Source organism: Microbacterium sp. 10M-3C3, from assembly GCF_003931875.1.
In the GTDB taxonomy this organism is placed as follows: Bacteria; Actinomycetota; Actinomycetes; order Actinomycetales; family Microbacteriaceae; genus Microbacterium.
In genome coordinates, this window is sequence record NZ_CP034245.1 from 367,599 (window position 1) to 384,528 (window position 16,930).

Genomic DNA, 16,930 nt, shown 5'->3' on the forward strand with positions numbered 1-16,930 from the left:
GAGAGGAGTCCCATGTCCATCCCCGTGGCGGAGTACCCGTATATCAGGGTGACCATCGACACGCGCGGCCTCACGCCCGTGGCCACACGCGCGTTCGGCAACGTCGCGATCGTCGGAGACGCCGGCGGCTTCGGCACCGCGACCGCCGGCGAGCCGGAGATGATCGGCAGCGAGGCGGACGCGCGGCGTCTGTTCGCCGACGTCGACGCCTCCGGGGCGATCTCCAACGACGGCGCCGACGCCGGACCGCTCTACCACTCGCTGCGCGACATCCTCGCCCAGTCGCCCGGACCCTCGCGCATCTACGCGGTCGCCACCGGCGACACTGCGGGCGGCGACCCCGACTACGCCGGCGGCCTCGCCGCCGTCGCGGCCGCACCGGTGCAGTTCGTCTCGCTCGCTCGCGTCACCGCGCCCGACGCACTGGCGGCCCTCGCCACGCACGTCGCCGACGCCAGCTCGGCCGGCAACAAGCGCATGGGCGTCGCCATGGTCAACCCCGATCTCGCGGTGGCCGCGGGCGACACCTTCGCCGAGGCCGCGGACGACGCGTACGGCGACCTCGCCGACGACGAGGGGCGCATGATCCTCGTCGCGGCGCGTGTCGCCACGACCGCCGGGGATCCTTCCTCCGACCTCGCCGCGGCGACCATGGCGGCGATCGCGGGCTATCCGCCGCACGTGAGCGTGCTGCTCAAGCAGGTGCGCGGGGTGCGCGTGCCGCTCGCGCGGCAGTTCACCGGGTCGGAGGTCACGCAACTCGCGGAGGCGGCCATCATCCCGCTCATCGACCCCGAGCTGGTCGCCGGCGACGGCATCTTCATCGGGTCGGGCCGCAGCTACAACACTGCGGACCCCGGGCGTCTGTACGTCGACGTCGTGCGGGTTCTCGACGACATCGAGTACCGGCTGAAGGCCGGCTTGATCGGCGTCATCGGCAACGTCCGCATCGACCGGCTCGGCCTGCAGGGCCTCGTCGGGCGGATCGATGCGATCCTCGGTCCTCTCGTCGCCTCCCGCGTGCTCGACGGCTACACGGTGGACGTGCCGCTCCTCCCGATCCTGGAGACCGAAGAGGCCGACCGGTCGCCCGGGTCGGCTCAGACGCTCACGAACGCACGGACGAGCCGCATCGTCGAGATTCTGCTGACCGTGACCTACGCCGGCGCCATCCATTTCCTCGACATCAACCTGGCCCTGCGGGCCTGAGCCACGAAAGGCACAAGATGGCCACCTGGACCTCCACGAGGCTCGCGGTCGTGGTGAACAGCAACACCGCGAATCCGCTGACCCCCGTCGACTCGTTCTCACCGAACTTCGCGCTCAACACCGAGGTGATCCACTCGATCGAGGCGACCCACATCGGCTACATCGCGAACCCCTCGAGCTTCACCTTCTCGATCTCCGTCAAGGCGATCGGGGGCGCGGCCGCACAGCTCACGCGACTCGCGCTGGAGGGCACCGAGTTCGAGATCGCGCTGTACGAGCAGTCCGGCAGCACCGGCGAGTGGGACTTCGTCAACGTCGTGCTGCGCAAGTGCATCATCACCTCCGCCGCGCCGTCCAATGCGAGCCCGACGGGGGCGCCCGTGGCGACGTTCTCGGGCGTCAGCCGGGAGGCGCAGGCACAAGACGACCTCGGCGCCCTCGTGCGTCCGACCTTCACCACGTGACCGGGCGACGGTCATGGTGGAGTTCGGGCGGACCGATCCCGACGCCCTCGCGCGCGATGACGCCGCTGCCCGTCCGCTCGGCGGGCGTGTCGAGCGCACCGGTCTCGGGCTCGTGCGGCGCGGCGAGGTCGTGGTACCCGCCGGCGATGGCGGGGCGGACATCCGTCCGACTCCTGCGCAGGGCGCCGCGCTCACGCTCGAGTTCGCTGTGACGATCGAGGTGGGGCCCTCGACCGACGAGATCGCCGAGGCGGCGGCCGACGTGGCGCTGCGCCGGCTCCGCGAGGCACTGTCGGCGCGGGCGCTGGGGTGATCGCGGTGGCAGGGGAACGCGTCGGGATCGACCGCGTGCGGGTGCCGCTCCGGGTGCGCGTCACGCCTTCGGCCGGCGGACGCCTCCCCATCTCGACGGTGCGGAGATCGGTGGCGGATGCGGTGGAGCGCACGTGCCGCGCGCTGCCGTGGGATACGTGGGGAATGGATGCCGCGTCCCTCGCGTCGGCGACGTTCAACGACGGGGCGCGGATGACCCATCCCTCCGCGCTCGAGGAGGCGGCGCTGGCCGGCGTGCGCGAGGGCGCCGAGCGCGCGGGCATCCGGCCGGCTCCTGCTCCGCCGGCTGCGCAACCCCGGGGCGAGCCCGTCGAGGCGTTCGACCCGGGGCGTGTGCGCTGGCACCCGACGGGCATGACCTACGTGGTGCCGTTCTTCGACGGCGGCACGACCGAGGTGCCGCTGCGGGACGAGACGGTCCGCGTGCACCCCCGCATCCCCGGCCCCGACGAGGTGCTCACGGTGCAGGAGGCGCTGGATCTGGCCTGGCAATGGCATCTTCACCGGCGCCGCGGGCCCGACATCGACCGCGAGAAGCCCGGGTACTGGGGCTTCATCCGCACGACCGATCGCGTGCTCTGGGGGTACGTCGTGATCCTCGATGTGCGCGCGCTCGGCGGGAACGGTGAGCTCGTCCGGGGCGCCTTCACCTACCTGCTGGACGAGTATCTGGACACAGGCGACGACGCCATGACCATCGGCACGATCTACGCCCGCACCCCGACCTCCCCGGGGGCTGGGTGGGCTACGCCTACGGCTCGTGGGGCCATCCCGACGCCCAGGTCGGCATTGCGTTCGTCGTCCAGGCCGCCCCGTCTCGGGCGGGCGGCCACGGCGCCGGCGGACGCTCGGTCGCCGGACGCGGCGGGTCGATCGTCCCCCCGACTCCGCGGGGCGACGGCTCGGCGGGGCCCGCCGGCACGGGCGGCACCGGGGTCGCCGATCCGGTCTCGGAGGGAGCGGAGCGGGCTGCGGAGCGCCGCACCGAGGGCGCGCTGCCGCACGCGCGGTGGCCGTCCGCCCCGGGCGCCACGACCGCGCCCCTCGTGTGCGAGCCCTTCCTCATGGAGCCGACGTCCGATCGCCTTATCAACGGCCGCGGTTTGGAGTCGCGCATGCGCCACCTCGCGGCCGACCTCGACATCCCGGAGTGCGCGTATCTCGCCACCTTCGCACTGCACTGCGCGCGGGCCATCGCGGGGAGGGCGCGCGGACTCGCGGCGGTCGCGATCGCGTCCGACGAGCGCTCGCGGGTCACTGTCACTCCGGAGTGCTCCGGAAACCACGGGTATGTGGACGTGCAGCCGGGCGCCAGCCGTGCCATGGACGACCTGCTCCACCTCGCACGCCTCGCCGTCCAGGTGGGCGGGTTCGTGGACGACGTGGTGAGCGAATACGACCGACCCGGCAATCGCGCTCTCGTCGGCACGAGCGAGGACAGCGGGCCCAACTACGGGTTCTGGCTCATGTACTTCTCGCGCCAGTTCGAGCCGGCACTGCGCTACGGCTTCGAGACGGTCTTCTCCGAGGCCTGCCGCTGTCTGCTCTTGCAGCAGCTGCGGAGCTCGAGAGCCGCCATCGAAGCGCGTCAGAGTGCTCAGCACTTCGCAGCCACGGTCGACGACCTGCGCGACAAGCTCGAGACGATCGGGCGCGTCGTCCTGTGGCCGACGGTCCTCCTGCAGGCGATCGAGCACAGCGCGAGCGTCTTCGTCACCGGGACCGTCCGCGACGTGCTCTCGGAGCCCGAGAGCATCTCCGACCTGGAGGGTCACGTCACGACGTTCCCGCCGCCTCTCGGGTCCGTGCCCGAGCCGATCCTCGCGATCGTCGGCGACTCCCGCATCGAGCGACGCGACGGCAGACGTGTCGCGGTGCACAACGGCCGGGAGTGGACGGAGGAGCAGTTGAGGTCGACGATCAACGACCGGCGCCGGCTGCTCAACATGACCGATCCGCTGTTCCTGCAGATCGAGAACCTGTCCGCGGTCGCCGCCAACTCGGCGCGCGACCCCGGCTACCTGGAGAGATTCGTGCGCGACCTGCTCGCGGACATGCACTCGGCGAACCGGCGGATGCTCGAGGACACGGCGGACCTCGACGACGGCGCGCAGTTCGCGGTCGAGGCATCCCAGTACATCCGGCGCGAGGGCGGTCGCGACTGGCGCGGTCTGCGCTACGAGCTCCAGGGCATCCACGCGCTCGCCGATCGCGAGCTCTCTTCCGCGGTCGGGTCGGTGTGGCGCTACGCCAACGGCGTGAACGACGCGCTCGCACATCGGGAGAGCCGGGATGTGCTCCTCACCATCGCGTCGACGGCGGGGATCATCGTGCTGGGGCTCCTGTGCGCGCCGCTGGGCGCGGTGGCGGCCGCGGCGATCACCGGCGCCGCGGGTCTGGCCTTCACGATCCACGATGTTCTGGACGCGCGCACCCGCACGGACCTGTACCGCGCGCTCGATGACCCCGAGCTGCTGCAGAGCTGGCAGGACGTGCAGCTGGCCCAGCTCATGGCCGGCATCGGGATCGCCTTCTCGATCTTCGACGTGCTCGCTGTCGGCAGAGGGGCGCGCCTGATCGCGCGCGAGGCCGCCGCCGCGCTGCGCGTGGCGGAGCGCACCGGCCTTCGCGAGGCCGCCCGGCTGGCCGCCGCCGAGACGCGCGCCGCGGTGGCACGTCGGATGACGGAGGAGTTCCTGGCGAATGCGGCGAGACACGCGATGACCGAGGCCGTCGTCATGGCCGCGATCACCGCGGTGCTGCCGCGCGTCGTCGCGCCGGCGCTCGTGCCGTGGATCCGGCGGCAGGCGCAGGAGCACGGGACGCTGCCGCAGACGGATGCCGCTCTCGGCGCGCTGGCGACGGGTGCGGCGCGATGACGATGACGGTGACGTCGGAAGGGCTGCGGTCGGCTCTGCGGGCGGCGGCGCACGACGAGCCCGCCCAGATGCAATCGTTGCGGCGCGCGATCGAGCAGGCGGGCGGACTCCGTCTCGGGACAGACTCGCTCGACGACATCCTGGTGCGTGTGCTGATGACGGCCGCACGGGGTCATGGGCGCGAGATGGAGCGTGTGACCGACTCCCTTCGCGAGGCACTGATGCGCATCCTCGACGACCTCGAGCTCGCTCGCGGCAATCGACCCGGTGTCGCCCCGCGCGCGGAGGCGCTGCGGCACGCCGATCTCGAACGCATCGCGCAGACGATCGAGATGCTCGAGACGTTCGATGATTACGTTCGCCGGCAGGCGCAGAACGCCGATTCCGATCTCGCCCACGCCCTCGACGACCTCCTTCCGCCCGACCCGATCTCGGCGCGCAACCGCGCGCTCAGCCGAGGGGCCGACGCGCTCGAGCGCGCGGAGGCGATCGCACGGGCGTACGCCGAGGGCCGAACAGTCGAGGCAGCAGGTCTCGGCCTCCCGCTCACGAACCCGCGCGATCCGGCACTTACGCGCACGATGCAGCGACTCCGGGCGGCCATCGATCGCTATCGTGCGAATCCTGGGACGGATGCCGCCGCCGCCGAAGCCGCGGCATCCGAGCTCGCCCGCATGACGAACTACGCCGGCGAGCATCTGCGCGCCAACGCCAGCGGCTTCGAGGTCTCGTCACTCGACGATGTCCTCCCTCCTTCTCGCCCACCGCGTGCCGACGCGCCCGGCGCCGTGCACGAAGCGCACGAGGCGGCACAGGCCGCTCGCGAGACGCTCCGGGCCCGACCCGATCTCGTCACGTCGGCGCCCGCTGCCGAGCTGTTCGACGCGCTCCAGTCCGGGAGCCCCGAGTTCCGCGCGGAGGGGACGATGCGCGAGGGCCTCGCCCGCGGCGAGGTACCGGGGGTGGGCCTCGAGGGCTACATGATCAGCGCCGGGGAGGTCGGCCGGCTGCGCACCGAGCCCCCGGGCCTCGCCGCGCGGCTCGCGTCCTTCCTCTTCGGGTGGCAGCGCGCGCACCTGGTCGGCCCGGGCTTCGGATCGGAGCTCTTCGCGGGGCTCGCACTCGCCCCGGAGGGCGTCAACCAGATCGCGCAGCGTCAGGGCATCGAGCTTCTCATCCGGCATCTGCGTGACACGGGGGCGGACCCGCACGCCACGATCACCGCAAAGGTGCGCCGGCTCGCCGTACCGCTGGCCAGCGGCAGTCCCGAGGCCGTCGACGTCCTGTCGTCGATCCGCTACGAGGTGACGACGTCCGGCCGCCCCGCAAAGGTCACGTTCGAGATCACCGTGCACCCGGACGGATCGTGGAGCGTCACCCATGACATCCCTCCGGGGCTCCCCGGCGCCGACGTCGCTCTGGCAGGTGCGCGATGAGCGAGCGGTCGCACCTCGAGGAGTTCCTCCACCTCCCGTCCGCGGTGCTCGTGGATCTTCCGCTCGCGATCCCGCTCTTCGCGGTGAGCCGCATGACGGTGACCGAATCGTTCCCGCTGCCGCCCGTCGGCGCATCGGCCTTCCGCACTGCGGCGTCGCCGTCCGGGGAGTCAGTGTCGCTGTCCGCGCTCCTCGTCGGTCCTCAGCGGCTGCTCTGGAAGAAGGATCTCGAGCTCATCGCCGCCTCCAGCCGATCCGGCGGCTCGCTCGGCGCGTGGACGAGCGGCTACGTCAACGGCGTCACGCTCGTCAGCACGCTGATCACCCGCATCAACATGCAGATCAGCGAGCTCACGTTCGCCGCGTCCGCACAGCGACTCGACACGATCGAGGTGGGGATCACGATGCGCCACGTCCCGCGCCCGGGGCCCGTCGATGCGCTCGTGGATCTCGGGTCGACGGCGGCCCTGTCGACCCTGGAGTTCCTGACATGACCCTCCCGGACGGGTTCGCACCGGTCGCGCTCGACGCCGCCGCCGGCATCCCGCAGACGGCGACGCTCGGCCCGGGCCGCTCGGCGCCCCTGCGCCTGTCGGTCGTCGCGGCCGCGTCCGACCTCGCCGCGCTCCTGTCCAGCGAGCGCGATCGACGGCTGTGGGCCTCGGCGACAGCGCGTGAGCGCAGAACGGGCGTCCGGGCACCCGCGGACCCGTGGCGCGCCGCCGATGCGGCAGCGCGCGCGGCGCTCGCGGCGAACCCCGGCGACACGCTCGATCCCGAGCGCATCCTCGTGTCGCTCATCGTGCACGAGAGCCGCCGCGTGATCACCGTGTGGCCCGCGATCCCCGGGCGCCCGCTTCCGGTGCGGGATGCGGCGGGCCTGCGCGGGACCCTGTGGGTCGAGGACGTCGTCATCAGCGCCGGCTCGCTGGTCGCGACCGGCGCGACGGGTGCCCGGCTCGCGATCGCGTGGCAGTCGGGTTCCCCCGTCGTCGCCACTCCGCCCGCGCGTGAGGAGGATCCGTATGTCAGCCTCACCTAGCGTCGGGTTCGACGCGGGCTGGGCGGTCGAGTTCCGTACCGCTGCCCCGGGTGCGCTCGAGGCGCCGGCGGACTTCACGGCCGACCGTTCGGGGTACGACGCCGACATCCGCATCGAGTTCGACGCGGCGTTCCGCGCGCCCACCTTCAGCGTGACGATCGACGGCCTGCGCGACGCCGACGTGGCGAGGATCACGACCGGTCCGCTTCCCATCATGACCATCCGCCTGGGATGGCGCGATCATCCAGGCTCGTTCGGCGGCGGCTTCCTTCCCGCGCTGAACGCCGTGGGGCTCGGTCAGGTCGGAGGATCAGCGCTCGTCCCGGTCCTCACCGGGAGGGTACGCGGATACGAGCGGACGGTCGGCGACGACCGGTACCGCACGACGTTCACGGGTGTGGACCTCACGTGGGCGAAGCTCGCCGGCGCCGTCGTCGGCGAGACAACGCTCCCTGCGCGCGGCTCGGTGACCGACATGATCGCCGCCCTGTGCCGTGCCGCGGACCCCGGCATCCGCACCGAGCAGGAGGGCGACCCCGTCACCCTGTCGGCGACACCGGAGCCGTCGCGAACCTCGCACGTGATCGATGCGATCGACATGGTCGCACGCGCGGGTTACCCCGAGGCGACCGCTCGCTCACCGCTCCTCGTGCGCGACGGCGCGGTGCACGTGGGGACATGGGAGCGGGCGGTGCGCGGCGGAACGACGCATCGACTCACCGAGGCGACCGGGCTCGTCGAAGCGACGCCCGCCCCCTTCCACCACGAGACCACGCAGGCCGACAACCCGTACGCGCCGGCGCTCGCCGACTCGTACCGCCTCACGCTCATCGGTCGCGCCGACATCAAACCGGGCGACCTCGTGCAGGCATCTCTGCCTGCAACGGCGCCGGCGGCGGCCGACACCGCGGCATCGGTCCTCGGCGGCTTCGGGGCGCTCGGGGTCATGGCGGCTCCCATCGTGAGCGCCGTCATCGGAGCGACGACGACCCCGACCGACTTCCGGGTCACCGGAGTCGCGCATCAGCTCGCCCCCGCGACGGGCTTCATCACGCGGCTCACAGTGGTCGCGGTCGGGTCGGGCCCCGCGCGTCCCGGGTCCACGGGGGAGGCGCACCGCACCGCCCAGGAGATCGACGAGCGCATCCACGCGCTCGCCCGCAACCGCCGGGTGATCGATGTGGGGCGGGTATCCGGGCAGAGCGTGGATTCCGGCGGGTCGCGGCATGCGCAGCGCCTCGAGGTGCGCAGCGGACTGGCTCGCACCGAGCCGCCGAACCTCCCCGTGCGCGCCGCCGTCGGGCGCGACGCGACGATCCTGTCGGACAAGCCGTATCTGACTCCGTTCGCGTTCGGCGGCACGGGCCTGGTCATCCCGCACTATCCCGGAACCCGTGTCCTGCACCTCAACCACGAGGGGGACGTGCACAACGCCGTCGTGGCGGGGGCCCTGTGGTCGGAAGGGGAGGAGCCGCGCAGTCAGGCAGGAGACTGGTGGCTCACCCTCCCCATCGGCGTGTCGCCGACCGGCGAGGGCCGGGTCGATACGCCCCGCCCGAGCGGGAAGGTGACGAGCGACCTCACCGATGCGCAAGGCCACCGATCGATCCGCGTGCGCGGATTCGAGATCACGGTCGGGCAGTCGAACCTGCCCAACGTCGGCGAACGGCTCACGGGCGCCTCCGACGACGAGCTCACGATCCGCGGCGCCGGGGGCAACGCCGCCATCACGATCGCCGCCAACGGTGCGATCACGATCCGCACCGACCAGGATCTGCGCATCGAAGCGAAGAAGATCACCATGCAGACACAGCAGGGGGTGGATGTCACATGACCGACGGCGACACGGTCGCGGCTTCCGAGCGCGCGGCTCTGGGGTGGGGACTGGGCCTCGTGCCCGTCACCGAGTCGGGGCTCGGGTGGGATCTGTCGTGGGATGCCGCGGCCGGCGGCGCTCGCCGGCTCGCACTCGTCGAGGGCGTGAGCAACCTCGCCCAGGACCTCGCCGTGGCGCTCCTCACGCCGCTCGGGGCCGACCCGTTCGACACCGGCTTCGGGTTCGCCGGTCTCAGCGTTTTGACCCTCGATGTGCCCCCGGCCCTGGCGGAAGAGCTTCTCAGGTTGTCGATCCAGGCGACCCTCGTCGCCGACGCCCGCGTGCGAGAGGTCACGGATGTCGCGCTCGAGCGCGTGAAGGCTGACGACCCCTCGGATCGCCGACGCGTGGTCCGCGCCGGCGTCCGCACCGTGATCTCGCGGGACGCGAGCGTGTCCGTAGAAGGGATGTCGCTGACATGACCGATCGGGATCTCACCGCGCTGAGCCGCACGACCGCGTCGGGCGCCGAGTTCGGCGTCACCGCCGGGGGGTTCGTGCCGAAGCCGGTCGCGCGCCTGCTGTCCGAGAAGATCGCCCTCGCGCGCGAGCTGTTCGGCGCGGACGTCGACCTCACGAGCGGCAGCGTCTTGCGGACCCTTCTCGAGCTGCAATCCGTCGAGGATGCGCGGGTCTGGTCGCACCTCGGATTGCTCTACGAATCGAGCCATGTGGCGACCGCGCGCGGCGAGGCGCTGTCGCGGCTCGGGGCAGAGCTCGGCATCCCGCGTCCATTCCACCGCGCGACCGGCGCCGTGACGTTCACGCTCGCGGGCGACCTTCCTGCCTCGATGCCGCAGGTGCGGCTGTGGCGCGGCACACGGCTGCGGGCTCGTGGAGGCGTCGGGGTCTTCCTGCGAGACGGGGCTGTCGTTGACGCGGACCGCACGGAGGCGCAGGCCGCCGTGGTCGCCTTCGAGCCCGGGCCGGCCGGAGACCTCGACCCCACCGCGGAGGTGGCGGGCGACCGTCCGGGACTCATCGACGCGGTCGACCCGGACGACACGGCCGTCGCCGCGGAGGCGGAGCTCGTCGCCTCCGGCGTCGTCACCATCACCCACACCGCGCCGCTCACGGGGGGAACGCTGGCATGGTCGGACGAGGACTACCGCGATCTGCTCCTGTCGTACCCGCGCAACGTGTGGACGCCGGATGCTCTTCGCGTCGCGGTGTCGCTGGTGCCCGGCGTGCGGCAGGTGATCGTGAAGGACCTCTACGGCGGTCTCGACATCAACCACGCGATCTTCGGCAACTTCGCCTTCGCGGAGCGGCTGTTCACCGAGCAGCGGAGCATCGCGAACCCCTACTTCGTGACCGTGCTCGTCGCTGGCGAGGAAGCCGCCATCTGGGACGGTCCGGGGCAGCTCGCCGAACGAGTCCGCGCGGCGGTCGACCAGGTGCGACCCGTCGGCATCGCCCCTGCGATCGAACAGGCCGACCAGGTGGGGGTCGGGTACCGCGGCCGGATCGTCGTCGATGGGCTGCCGGTGACGCCCGACGGGCCGTCGCCCGGCGCTGTCGCGGCGCTCGTCGGTCGCATCGAGGATCGTGTTCGACGCTACGTCGGGCGCCTCCGCATCGGTGAACCGGTGCTGTTCAGCGAGATCATGTGGTCCGTCATGAACGAGCCCGGCATCGTCGACGTGAAGGACCTGCGCCTCGTCCGCTACCCGCCTCGGCTCGGCCGCGGGCACGTCGGCGGTAACGAGCAGTGGGTTGCGGAGGTCGTCGATCCCGGCGCCGACATCAGGATCGGCGCATCCGAAGTGCCGGTGCTGGTGGCCTCCACGACGGATCTGCGGGTGGTGTGATGCGCCGCGTCGAAGAGAGACCCGCGGGCGCCTCGGGGCTGACCGCCATGCTCGACCTGCTCAGCGGGCCCCTCGAGCCCACCTCGACGACCACCCCCCTGCCGCTCCTGGACGGCACGATCGACACGCTCCGGCCGACGCGGGCGCCGGCGATCTTCGTGCGCGTGCGGCGCGGGCTCGCTCGGGAGGCCGTGGTCGTGCGCGCCGCCGTGGGAGCCGTCGACCTGCGTCCGACGGTGTTCACCGCGTGGACCGAAGGCGGGTCGCTGCTGCCCCTGTATGTGCCGACGCCCGATCCCGCCGCTCCCGGGTTCGGGCGCATCCGGGTGACCGTGCGCGCGTGGCGCGTGAGCGATCGGGATGCGGCGAGCGACCCCGCGGTCGCGATCGCGCGCGCAACGGGGGCACCCCTCTCGGCGGTCGCGGCATCCGATCTCCTCGAAGGCGTGCTCGTCGACGGCGACCTGGCGAGGCTCGCGTACCTCCTGTCGTTCGAGGGGCAGCGCACCATGACGATGCTCCGCGAGATCGCGGTGAGCCGCCACGTCGGGCTCGCGCGCATGGCCGGCCTCGACGCGATCGGCGCCGATCACGGCGTGCCACGACTCGACGGCGAAGACGACGAGACGTACCGTTCTCGGCTCCGCATCTTCACGCAGTGGGCGCTCGCCACGCCGTCCGGCCTTGCGGCCGCGCTCAACGGCGCGCCCGAGAGCGCGGCGGACCCCGGCCGCAACGCCGGCCTGCCGTCCACCGCGGGCATCCGATCCCGCTTCCGGATCGTCGACGCCACGCCCGAGCTGGCCGTCGCCGCCCGGATCGTGCAGGTCGGCGGAGCCGCGGGGGAGTGGCGAGCGCGGTTCGCCGGACTCGCCGCGGGCGGGCTCCTCTTCGACCTCGATGCCGACCCTTCCGCGCGGCTTCCGCGCGCTGTGCGCGCACGGCGCATCGAGCTGCGCAAACGCCTCGACGAGGCGGTCGCGCGTGCCGAACCGCACGATGACCGGCGGTACTTGTCGATCCTCGCCGCCGTATCGCTCGACCGCGCGGTGCGCCTGCTCTCCGCGCTGACCGGATCGGGCGAGCTCACCCTCCTCTCCGCCATGACGGTGACGGCCGACCCGCGCCTGGACCTCGGCCTCGGCTTCACTCTCAAGCCGCTCACCGCCGCGAGGATCGATCGCGCGATCGCGCGGGCTCGCGACCTGCAGGACGACCCGGGCGGCGGAGCCGACCTCGACCCCGAGGTGCGAGCGGCGATCGCGGCGGCGCCCGTGCGCGACCGAGCATCCGACCCGATGGGGGCGTGGCTGTTCGAGTCGGCCGGTCTTCATGTCGCGCGGCTCTCGGGCGGCGAGCTGCACCTGACCCCGCTCTCCGCTGAGGGACTCGTGATCGAAGGGCCGGGCGAGAGCCCCGCAGCCGCCGACGTCCGCTTCGACGCGAAGCTGCGCGGCGCGCAGACCGGCGGCCGGCACATCCTCGTCGACGAGGCGTGGACGGCCGCCGGCGAACGCTTTCAGGCGGCCGGCGCCGCCGTTCCCGACCCCGTCTCGCCGGCGCAGCTGCGTACGACCCTCACCGCGCTGGGCGCCCGTCCGCCCGTGCCGCTCGACCCGGCGGTCGCGCCGCTCGCCGGCATCGGGCTCGCCCCCGCCGCTCCCGAGGAGTTCGCCGCGCGCGTCGCGTCGGAGTACGACCTCGACCTCCTGCTGCTCTACCGCTTCGATCCCGGCCTCGTCGGTCTCGCACCCGACAGCGCGGAGGCGCGCGACAGGCGCGACGCCGTCGTCGACCGCCTCGCCGACCTGACCGCCGCCGGCTTCCACTCGGTCCGGCTCCTGCCGGACCCGCAGGGGAGCGGGATGCTGGTGCTCGCCGCCGTCTCTTCTCTCCCCGGAGGCAGCAACCGCCCCGGGCAGCCGGCGCCGGCGATGTACAGGTGGGCGGTCATCGATCTGACCGAAGACCCGGAGCCCGTCGAGCTCGGAGCCACGGCACCCAATGTGACGGTCACGCGGGGGATCGGCGGTCAGCTGTCCTTCCGCACGCGTCGCCCCGGCATCCTGCTCGTCGTGTGCGTGGCGTACGTGCGACGCGGCGGCGCCGACCCGTACGAGGTGCGCATCGAGCTGCCCGGGGACGAGGTGCTCGACGTGGAGCAGTACGGGTACCTCATGAACCTCCTCGAGCAGCTGTGCCCGCTCGGCGTGGAGATCAACACGTTCGACATCCGGCGCGACCACGTGTCGGTCGACGGCGCCGCGCCGGGACTCCTCTCCGGGCGCGTCTCGCGCAGCTACACCCGCTACCGGCGCCGCCGGCCGCTCACCCGGGATGCCCGGGACGACGTGGCGGACCTCTCGTGACAAGGAGCACATCATGGGCATCTCGATGAGCGACGACGACATCCTCATCAACGGCACGTCGACGAAGCAGGTCGCGGGCGTGCTGAAGGGCTCGGGGCTGACCGAGGCCAAGATCGGCGAGATCCTCGGCTGGTGGTACGTCGGCGCGGTCGGCAACTCGCGACCGCTTCCGTTCGACATCGCCACCGACGTGCAGGCCACACGAACCGACGACGTCGTGACGTATCAGCGCGCGTTCGCGCATCAGGACTGGGTCGACGGGGAGGATCGGGTGCAGGCATCCGCGACTCCCGAAGAGCTGGGGTTCAATGCGCGCTTCCACGCGATCGAGAACGAGTTCGACGCCATCCGGGCGCAGTTCCTCCGCCTCGCCGCGGGTCTCGTCGATGTGCGCGCCGACCTCTTCGGTGTGGTGCGCGAGCTCGAGAGCAAGATCACCGCGATGCAGAACGACCTCTTCGACATCAAGGAGCAGCTGAAGCCGGCGACGTCGTCCCCCGGCAACCTGGGCGTGCTCGGCACGGTCAAGGTGGGCGAGAAGAACGCGTGGGTCGCGAAGCTCGGGGACGACTTCCAGCTGATCGAGTTCGCCGGCGCGACCATCGGCGGGTCTGGAATCGGACCCAAGGTCAACCCGTCCGGTCTCGCCTATCGCGCCGAGAACGTCCGTCCTGAGGAGGTCATCGAGGTCGTGCGCGACCTGGAGGACTTGGTGGCCATTCCCGAGGTCCGTACCGTTATCGAGCAGCCGGGAGCGACGGTGGCGGACTTGCGCACCGTCGTCGCGGGAGCGACGCTGTCGTCGGGCGTGAGCGCGGCGTCGGTCTTGGCGACCCTGCCCGCCGACGTCGAGCTCAAGGGGGCGGAAGGGACGATCGACGTGATCGCAAAGCATCTGGTGTCGGAGCTCCCCGACGCGACCGCCGCCGCGATGAAGGAGACCGTCATCGTCGACGACGCAGCGCGAGGAGCGACCGCGGTGAAGCTCGGCAGGTCGTCGGCGGAAGTGCTCGGCCTCAATCCCGCGATCCGCGGTGCGCTCGAGGGCGCGGGCATCGACGCGACGGTGGGCGGCCTCGCCAAGACGACGACCGCGCAGCTGGCCGTCGCGCTCGGCAGCGTCGGGGCCGACGTGAGCAACGACATTCTGCGCGACGTCGTCGCCAAGAGCCGGGTCGCCGGACTCCTCGTGGGTCGCTGATGGCGTCGGTCGCGCGTGCCGGCGACGTGTCTGCGACACCCGGCACCACCCCGGTGACCGGTTCCACGGGCGCCTGGTCGGCGGGCACGATCAGCGAGACGACGACATCGGTCTTCACGAGCGACAGGCGCGCCATCGTCGTCGAGGCCCGCTGCACGTTCTCCTACTCCGGGAACACGACAAGCACGCCGTCATCACCTGTCTCGCAGACATCGACCGTGACGCTGCGTCCGCAGACGCGCGCGCTGAAGGTGGGCGGATCGCCCCCGCTCGTCGACGGAGACCGCGAGCAGGACTCGTATGGGAACGCTCTGTCGGTGGGATCGGACGCCACGTGGTCGACGGCGTGAGCTCAGCGGCGGCGACTCAGCTCGGAGTCCAGATGTCGCGGTGGTCGAGGGCGAACTGATGGAAGGTGGTCGCGGGGCGACCGGTCAGGCGCCGAACCGTGCGGTTGGGAAGGGCCGACACGTTGGCGCGCACGATGCGATAGATCATCCGTTGCACGTCGATATAGTCCTGCGGCGCACCTTCTGCGCGAATCCGGTCGAGATAGGCCCCCTCCGACGGCCGGTTGTAGCGGATGGGGCGGCCGAGCACGTCGCTCAACGTCTCCGCGACCGCGCGGTAGGTGAGCGGCTGTTCGCCCGAGAGCGTGTACGCCTTGCCCACATGACCCGGTTCCGTGAAGACCCGAGCGGCGACTCGGCCGATGTCGCGGGCGTCGATGAGGGCCGTCAAGGAACGCCCCGCGGGTACGAAGACCTCATCACGATCGCGGATGTCCGCGGCGTGGACGCCGGTCAGGTTCTGCATGAAGAAGTTCGGGCGGAGCATCGTCGACGGTGCGCCGACAGCGCGGAGATACGCCTCGACCGCGTGGTGGGGCGTCCCGCGGTTGACCTGGACCCCCTGCAGGGACAGGAAGACCACCTGACGGACGCCCGCGTCGCGACACGCGTCGATGACGGGGAAGAGGAAGGCCGAGACATCCGCGATCTGCGGCGGTCGCAGGAGGAAGACCCGATCGACGTCCGCGAGCGTGGCCCGCGCGGTGGCGATCGAGCCGTCGAAGGAGAACTCCCGGAGCGGCACGCCGAGCGCTTCCGCGGCGGGGTCGTCGCGATCGCGGACCGCGGCGATCACTGGCGCTCCGCGGCCGCGCAGTTCAGCGACCACGGACCTGCCGACTGTGCCGGTCGCACCGGTGACCAGGACTGCGCCGATGGACTCACTCATCTTCCGCTCCCACCTTTGAGAGGAGCCGTCCGAGCTGGTCGAGCTCGTCGTCGGTCAGTCGTGAGACGTGTCGTCGCATGTCGGCCACGACCTCGGCCTCGAAGGCATCGACCTCTCGCCGGGCGGAATCACTCAAGCGGATGACCCTCGAGCGAGCGTCGTCGGGGTGTGGAGTCTGCTCGACGAGCCCAGCGCGCTTCAGCCCGTCGACGAGCTGTGTGATGGCACCCGCGGTCAGCCCGAGGCGGGAGGCGAGTGCCCCCGGGGTGACGGGCGCCGTCGCGTGCGAGACGACGAAGAGGGCCTCGAGCTGTGACGATGTGAGCGCCGCTGCCGCGAAGGGGCGGCGGCGGGCCTCGCCGAGAAGACGCCCGGCGGCGATCACGCCCTCGAGCACGCGCCGGAGCGCCTCGTCGCGCGCGGGCGCGGTCATGCGCTCACGAAGGGCATCGCGTGGAGGAATCGCCGATCGTCGACCTGCGTGAGGATGAAATCGGCGAGATCGTCGCGGCTGATCTGCGTGCTCGCGTTGACTCCCACCCATCCCACTCGATAGCCGCCGACTCCCGGCTTCTCGGTGAGACGAGGTCCACGCACGACGGTCCAGTCGGTGTGGGAGGAGCGGAGTACCTCGAGATGACCTTCGGCGTCTGCGAGAACCTGGCCGGACAGGGTTCTCAGAAGGAAACGGATGATCCGGTCCGCGGCCTTCGGGCGGTCGTGGGCGTCGTCTCGGAGCCCCCCGCCCGAGAGGGTGACGATCCGCCGGACACCGGCCGTGCGCATGGCGTCGACGATGACACGCGTGCCGTCGGTCTGGAGCGTCGGCGGTGATCCTTTCACCTGGCCGAAGAGGCTCAAGACGGCGTCCGTCCCCGCGACAGTGGCGGCGACGGTAGCGGGGTCCTGCACATCGCCGGTGATCACCGTGAGGTGATCGGACGAGACTCCGAGGCCGGCGGGATCGCGCACGAGCGCGCGGACGTGGTAGCCGGCGGCGAGGGCGCGATCCAGGACGCGGCGACCCGTCCTGCCGGTCGCGCCGAAGAGTGCGAGAGTCATGCCCTCACTT

General features: G+C 71.9%; 16 protein-coding genes. 13 read left to right on the plus strand and 3 right to left on the minus strand.

Going from position 1 to position 16,930, the window contains the following annotated elements:
• Nucleotides 1-12 precede the first annotated feature (12 nt).
• The 13 genes from EI169_RS01645 to EI169_RS01705 all read left to right on the plus strand — a co-directional run bounded on the left by EI169_RS01645 (nucleotide 13) and on the right by EI169_RS01705 (nucleotide 14,969).
• Nucleotides 13-1,209 (plus strand): hypothetical protein, encoded by a 1,197-nt coding sequence (locus EI169_RS01645; RefSeq protein ID WP_125130389.1) that lies wholly within the window; start codon nucleotides 13-15, stop codon nucleotides 1,207-1,209.
• A 17-nt stretch (nucleotides 1,210-1,226) separates the two neighbouring features.
• The gene (locus tag EI169_RS01650; protein WP_125130391.1) at nucleotides 1,227-1,673 is read left to right on the plus strand and encodes a hypothetical protein; all 447 of its coding nucleotides are present in this window, start codon (nucleotides 1,227-1,229) and stop codon (nucleotides 1,671-1,673) included.
• Between the two features lie 13 nt (nucleotides 1,674-1,686).
• Nucleotides 1,687-1,986, plus strand: a complete 300-nt coding sequence (locus EI169_RS01655) for a hypothetical protein (protein WP_125130393.1) — start codon at nucleotides 1,687-1,689, stop codon at nucleotides 1,984-1,986.
• A gap of 760 nt (nucleotides 1,987-2,746) precedes the next feature.
• Nucleotides 2,747-4,885 (plus strand): hypothetical protein, encoded by a 2,139-nt coding sequence (locus EI169_RS01660; RefSeq protein WP_125130395.1) that lies wholly within the window; start codon nucleotides 2,747-2,749, stop codon nucleotides 4,883-4,885.
• Nucleotides 4,882-6,321, plus strand: a complete 1,440-nt coding sequence (locus EI169_RS01665; protein ID WP_125130397.1) for a polymorphic toxin type 4 domain-containing protein — start codon at nucleotides 4,882-4,884, stop codon at nucleotides 6,319-6,321. The genes EI169_RS01660 and EI169_RS01665 overlap by 4 nt, the downstream gene beginning before the upstream one ends.
• The gene (locus tag EI169_RS01670) at nucleotides 6,318-6,815 is read left to right on the plus strand and encodes a hypothetical protein (protein ID WP_125130399.1); all 498 of its coding nucleotides are present in this window, start codon (nucleotides 6,318-6,320) and stop codon (nucleotides 6,813-6,815) included. The genes EI169_RS01665 and EI169_RS01670 overlap by 4 nt, the downstream gene beginning before the upstream one ends.
• Nucleotides 6,812-7,363: a hypothetical protein gene (locus EI169_RS01675; RefSeq protein WP_125130401.1), complete on the plus strand. Its 552-nt coding sequence runs from the start codon at nucleotides 6,812-6,814 to the stop codon at nucleotides 7,361-7,363. Before EI169_RS01670 ends, EI169_RS01675 begins: the two co-directional genes overlap by 4 nt.
• Nucleotides 7,347-9,197 carry a hypothetical protein gene (locus tag EI169_RS01680; protein WP_125130403.1) on the plus strand — a complete coding sequence of 617 codons (1,851 nt, stop codon included), beginning with the start codon at nucleotides 7,347-7,349 and terminating at the stop codon, nucleotides 9,195-9,197. Before EI169_RS01675 ends, EI169_RS01680 begins: the two co-directional genes overlap by 17 nt.
• A complete protein-coding gene (locus EI169_RS01685; protein ID WP_125130405.1) occupies nucleotides 9,194-9,661 on the plus strand; it encodes a hypothetical protein in 468 nt (155 codons plus the stop codon). The genes EI169_RS01680 and EI169_RS01685 overlap by 4 nt, the downstream gene beginning before the upstream one ends.
• The gene (locus EI169_RS01690; protein ID WP_125130406.1) at nucleotides 9,658-11,049 is read left to right on the plus strand and encodes a hypothetical protein; all 1,392 of its coding nucleotides are present in this window, start codon (nucleotides 9,658-9,660) and stop codon (nucleotides 11,047-11,049) included. The genes EI169_RS01685 and EI169_RS01690 overlap by 4 nt, the downstream gene beginning before the upstream one ends.
• A complete protein-coding gene (locus EI169_RS01695; protein WP_125130408.1) occupies nucleotides 11,049-13,418 on the plus strand; it encodes a hypothetical protein in 2,370 nt (789 codons plus the stop codon). Before EI169_RS01690 ends, EI169_RS01695 begins: the two co-directional genes overlap by 1 nt.
• A 13-nt stretch (nucleotides 13,419-13,431) precedes the next feature.
• Nucleotides 13,432-14,619, plus strand: coding sequence for a hypothetical protein (locus tag EI169_RS01700; protein ID WP_125130410.1), 1,188 nt, complete (start codon nucleotides 13,432-13,434; stop codon nucleotides 14,617-14,619).
• On the plus strand, nucleotides 14,619-14,969 hold the full coding sequence (locus EI169_RS01705) for a hypothetical protein (protein ID WP_125130412.1): 351 nt from the start codon (nucleotides 14,619-14,621) through the stop codon (nucleotides 14,967-14,969). The genes EI169_RS01700 and EI169_RS01705 overlap by 1 nt, the downstream gene beginning before the upstream one ends.
• A 16-nt stretch (nucleotides 14,970-14,985) precedes the next feature.
• On the opposite strand, the gene EI169_RS01710 is transcribed toward EI169_RS01705, so the two are convergent.
• From EI169_RS01710 to EI169_RS01720, 3 genes are read right to left on the minus strand one after another with little or no spacing between them, the layout of a single operon-like run.
• The gene (locus tag EI169_RS01710; protein ID WP_125130414.1) at nucleotides 14,986-15,858 is read right to left on the minus strand and encodes an NmrA family NAD(P)-binding protein; all 873 of its coding nucleotides are present in this window, start codon (nucleotides 15,856-15,858) and stop codon (nucleotides 14,986-14,988) included.
• Nucleotides 15,851-16,291 (minus strand): MarR family transcriptional regulator, encoded by a 441-nt coding sequence (locus tag EI169_RS01715; RefSeq protein WP_125130415.1) that lies wholly within the window; start codon nucleotides 16,289-16,291, stop codon nucleotides 15,851-15,853. The genes EI169_RS01710 and EI169_RS01715 overlap by 8 nt, the downstream gene beginning before the upstream one ends.
• A complete protein-coding gene (locus EI169_RS01720) occupies nucleotides 16,288-16,920 on the minus strand; it encodes an NAD(P)H-binding protein (RefSeq protein WP_125130417.1) in 633 nt (210 codons plus the stop codon). Before EI169_RS01720 ends, EI169_RS01715 begins: the two co-directional genes overlap by 4 nt.
• Nucleotides 16,921-16,930: the final 10 nt, after the last annotated feature.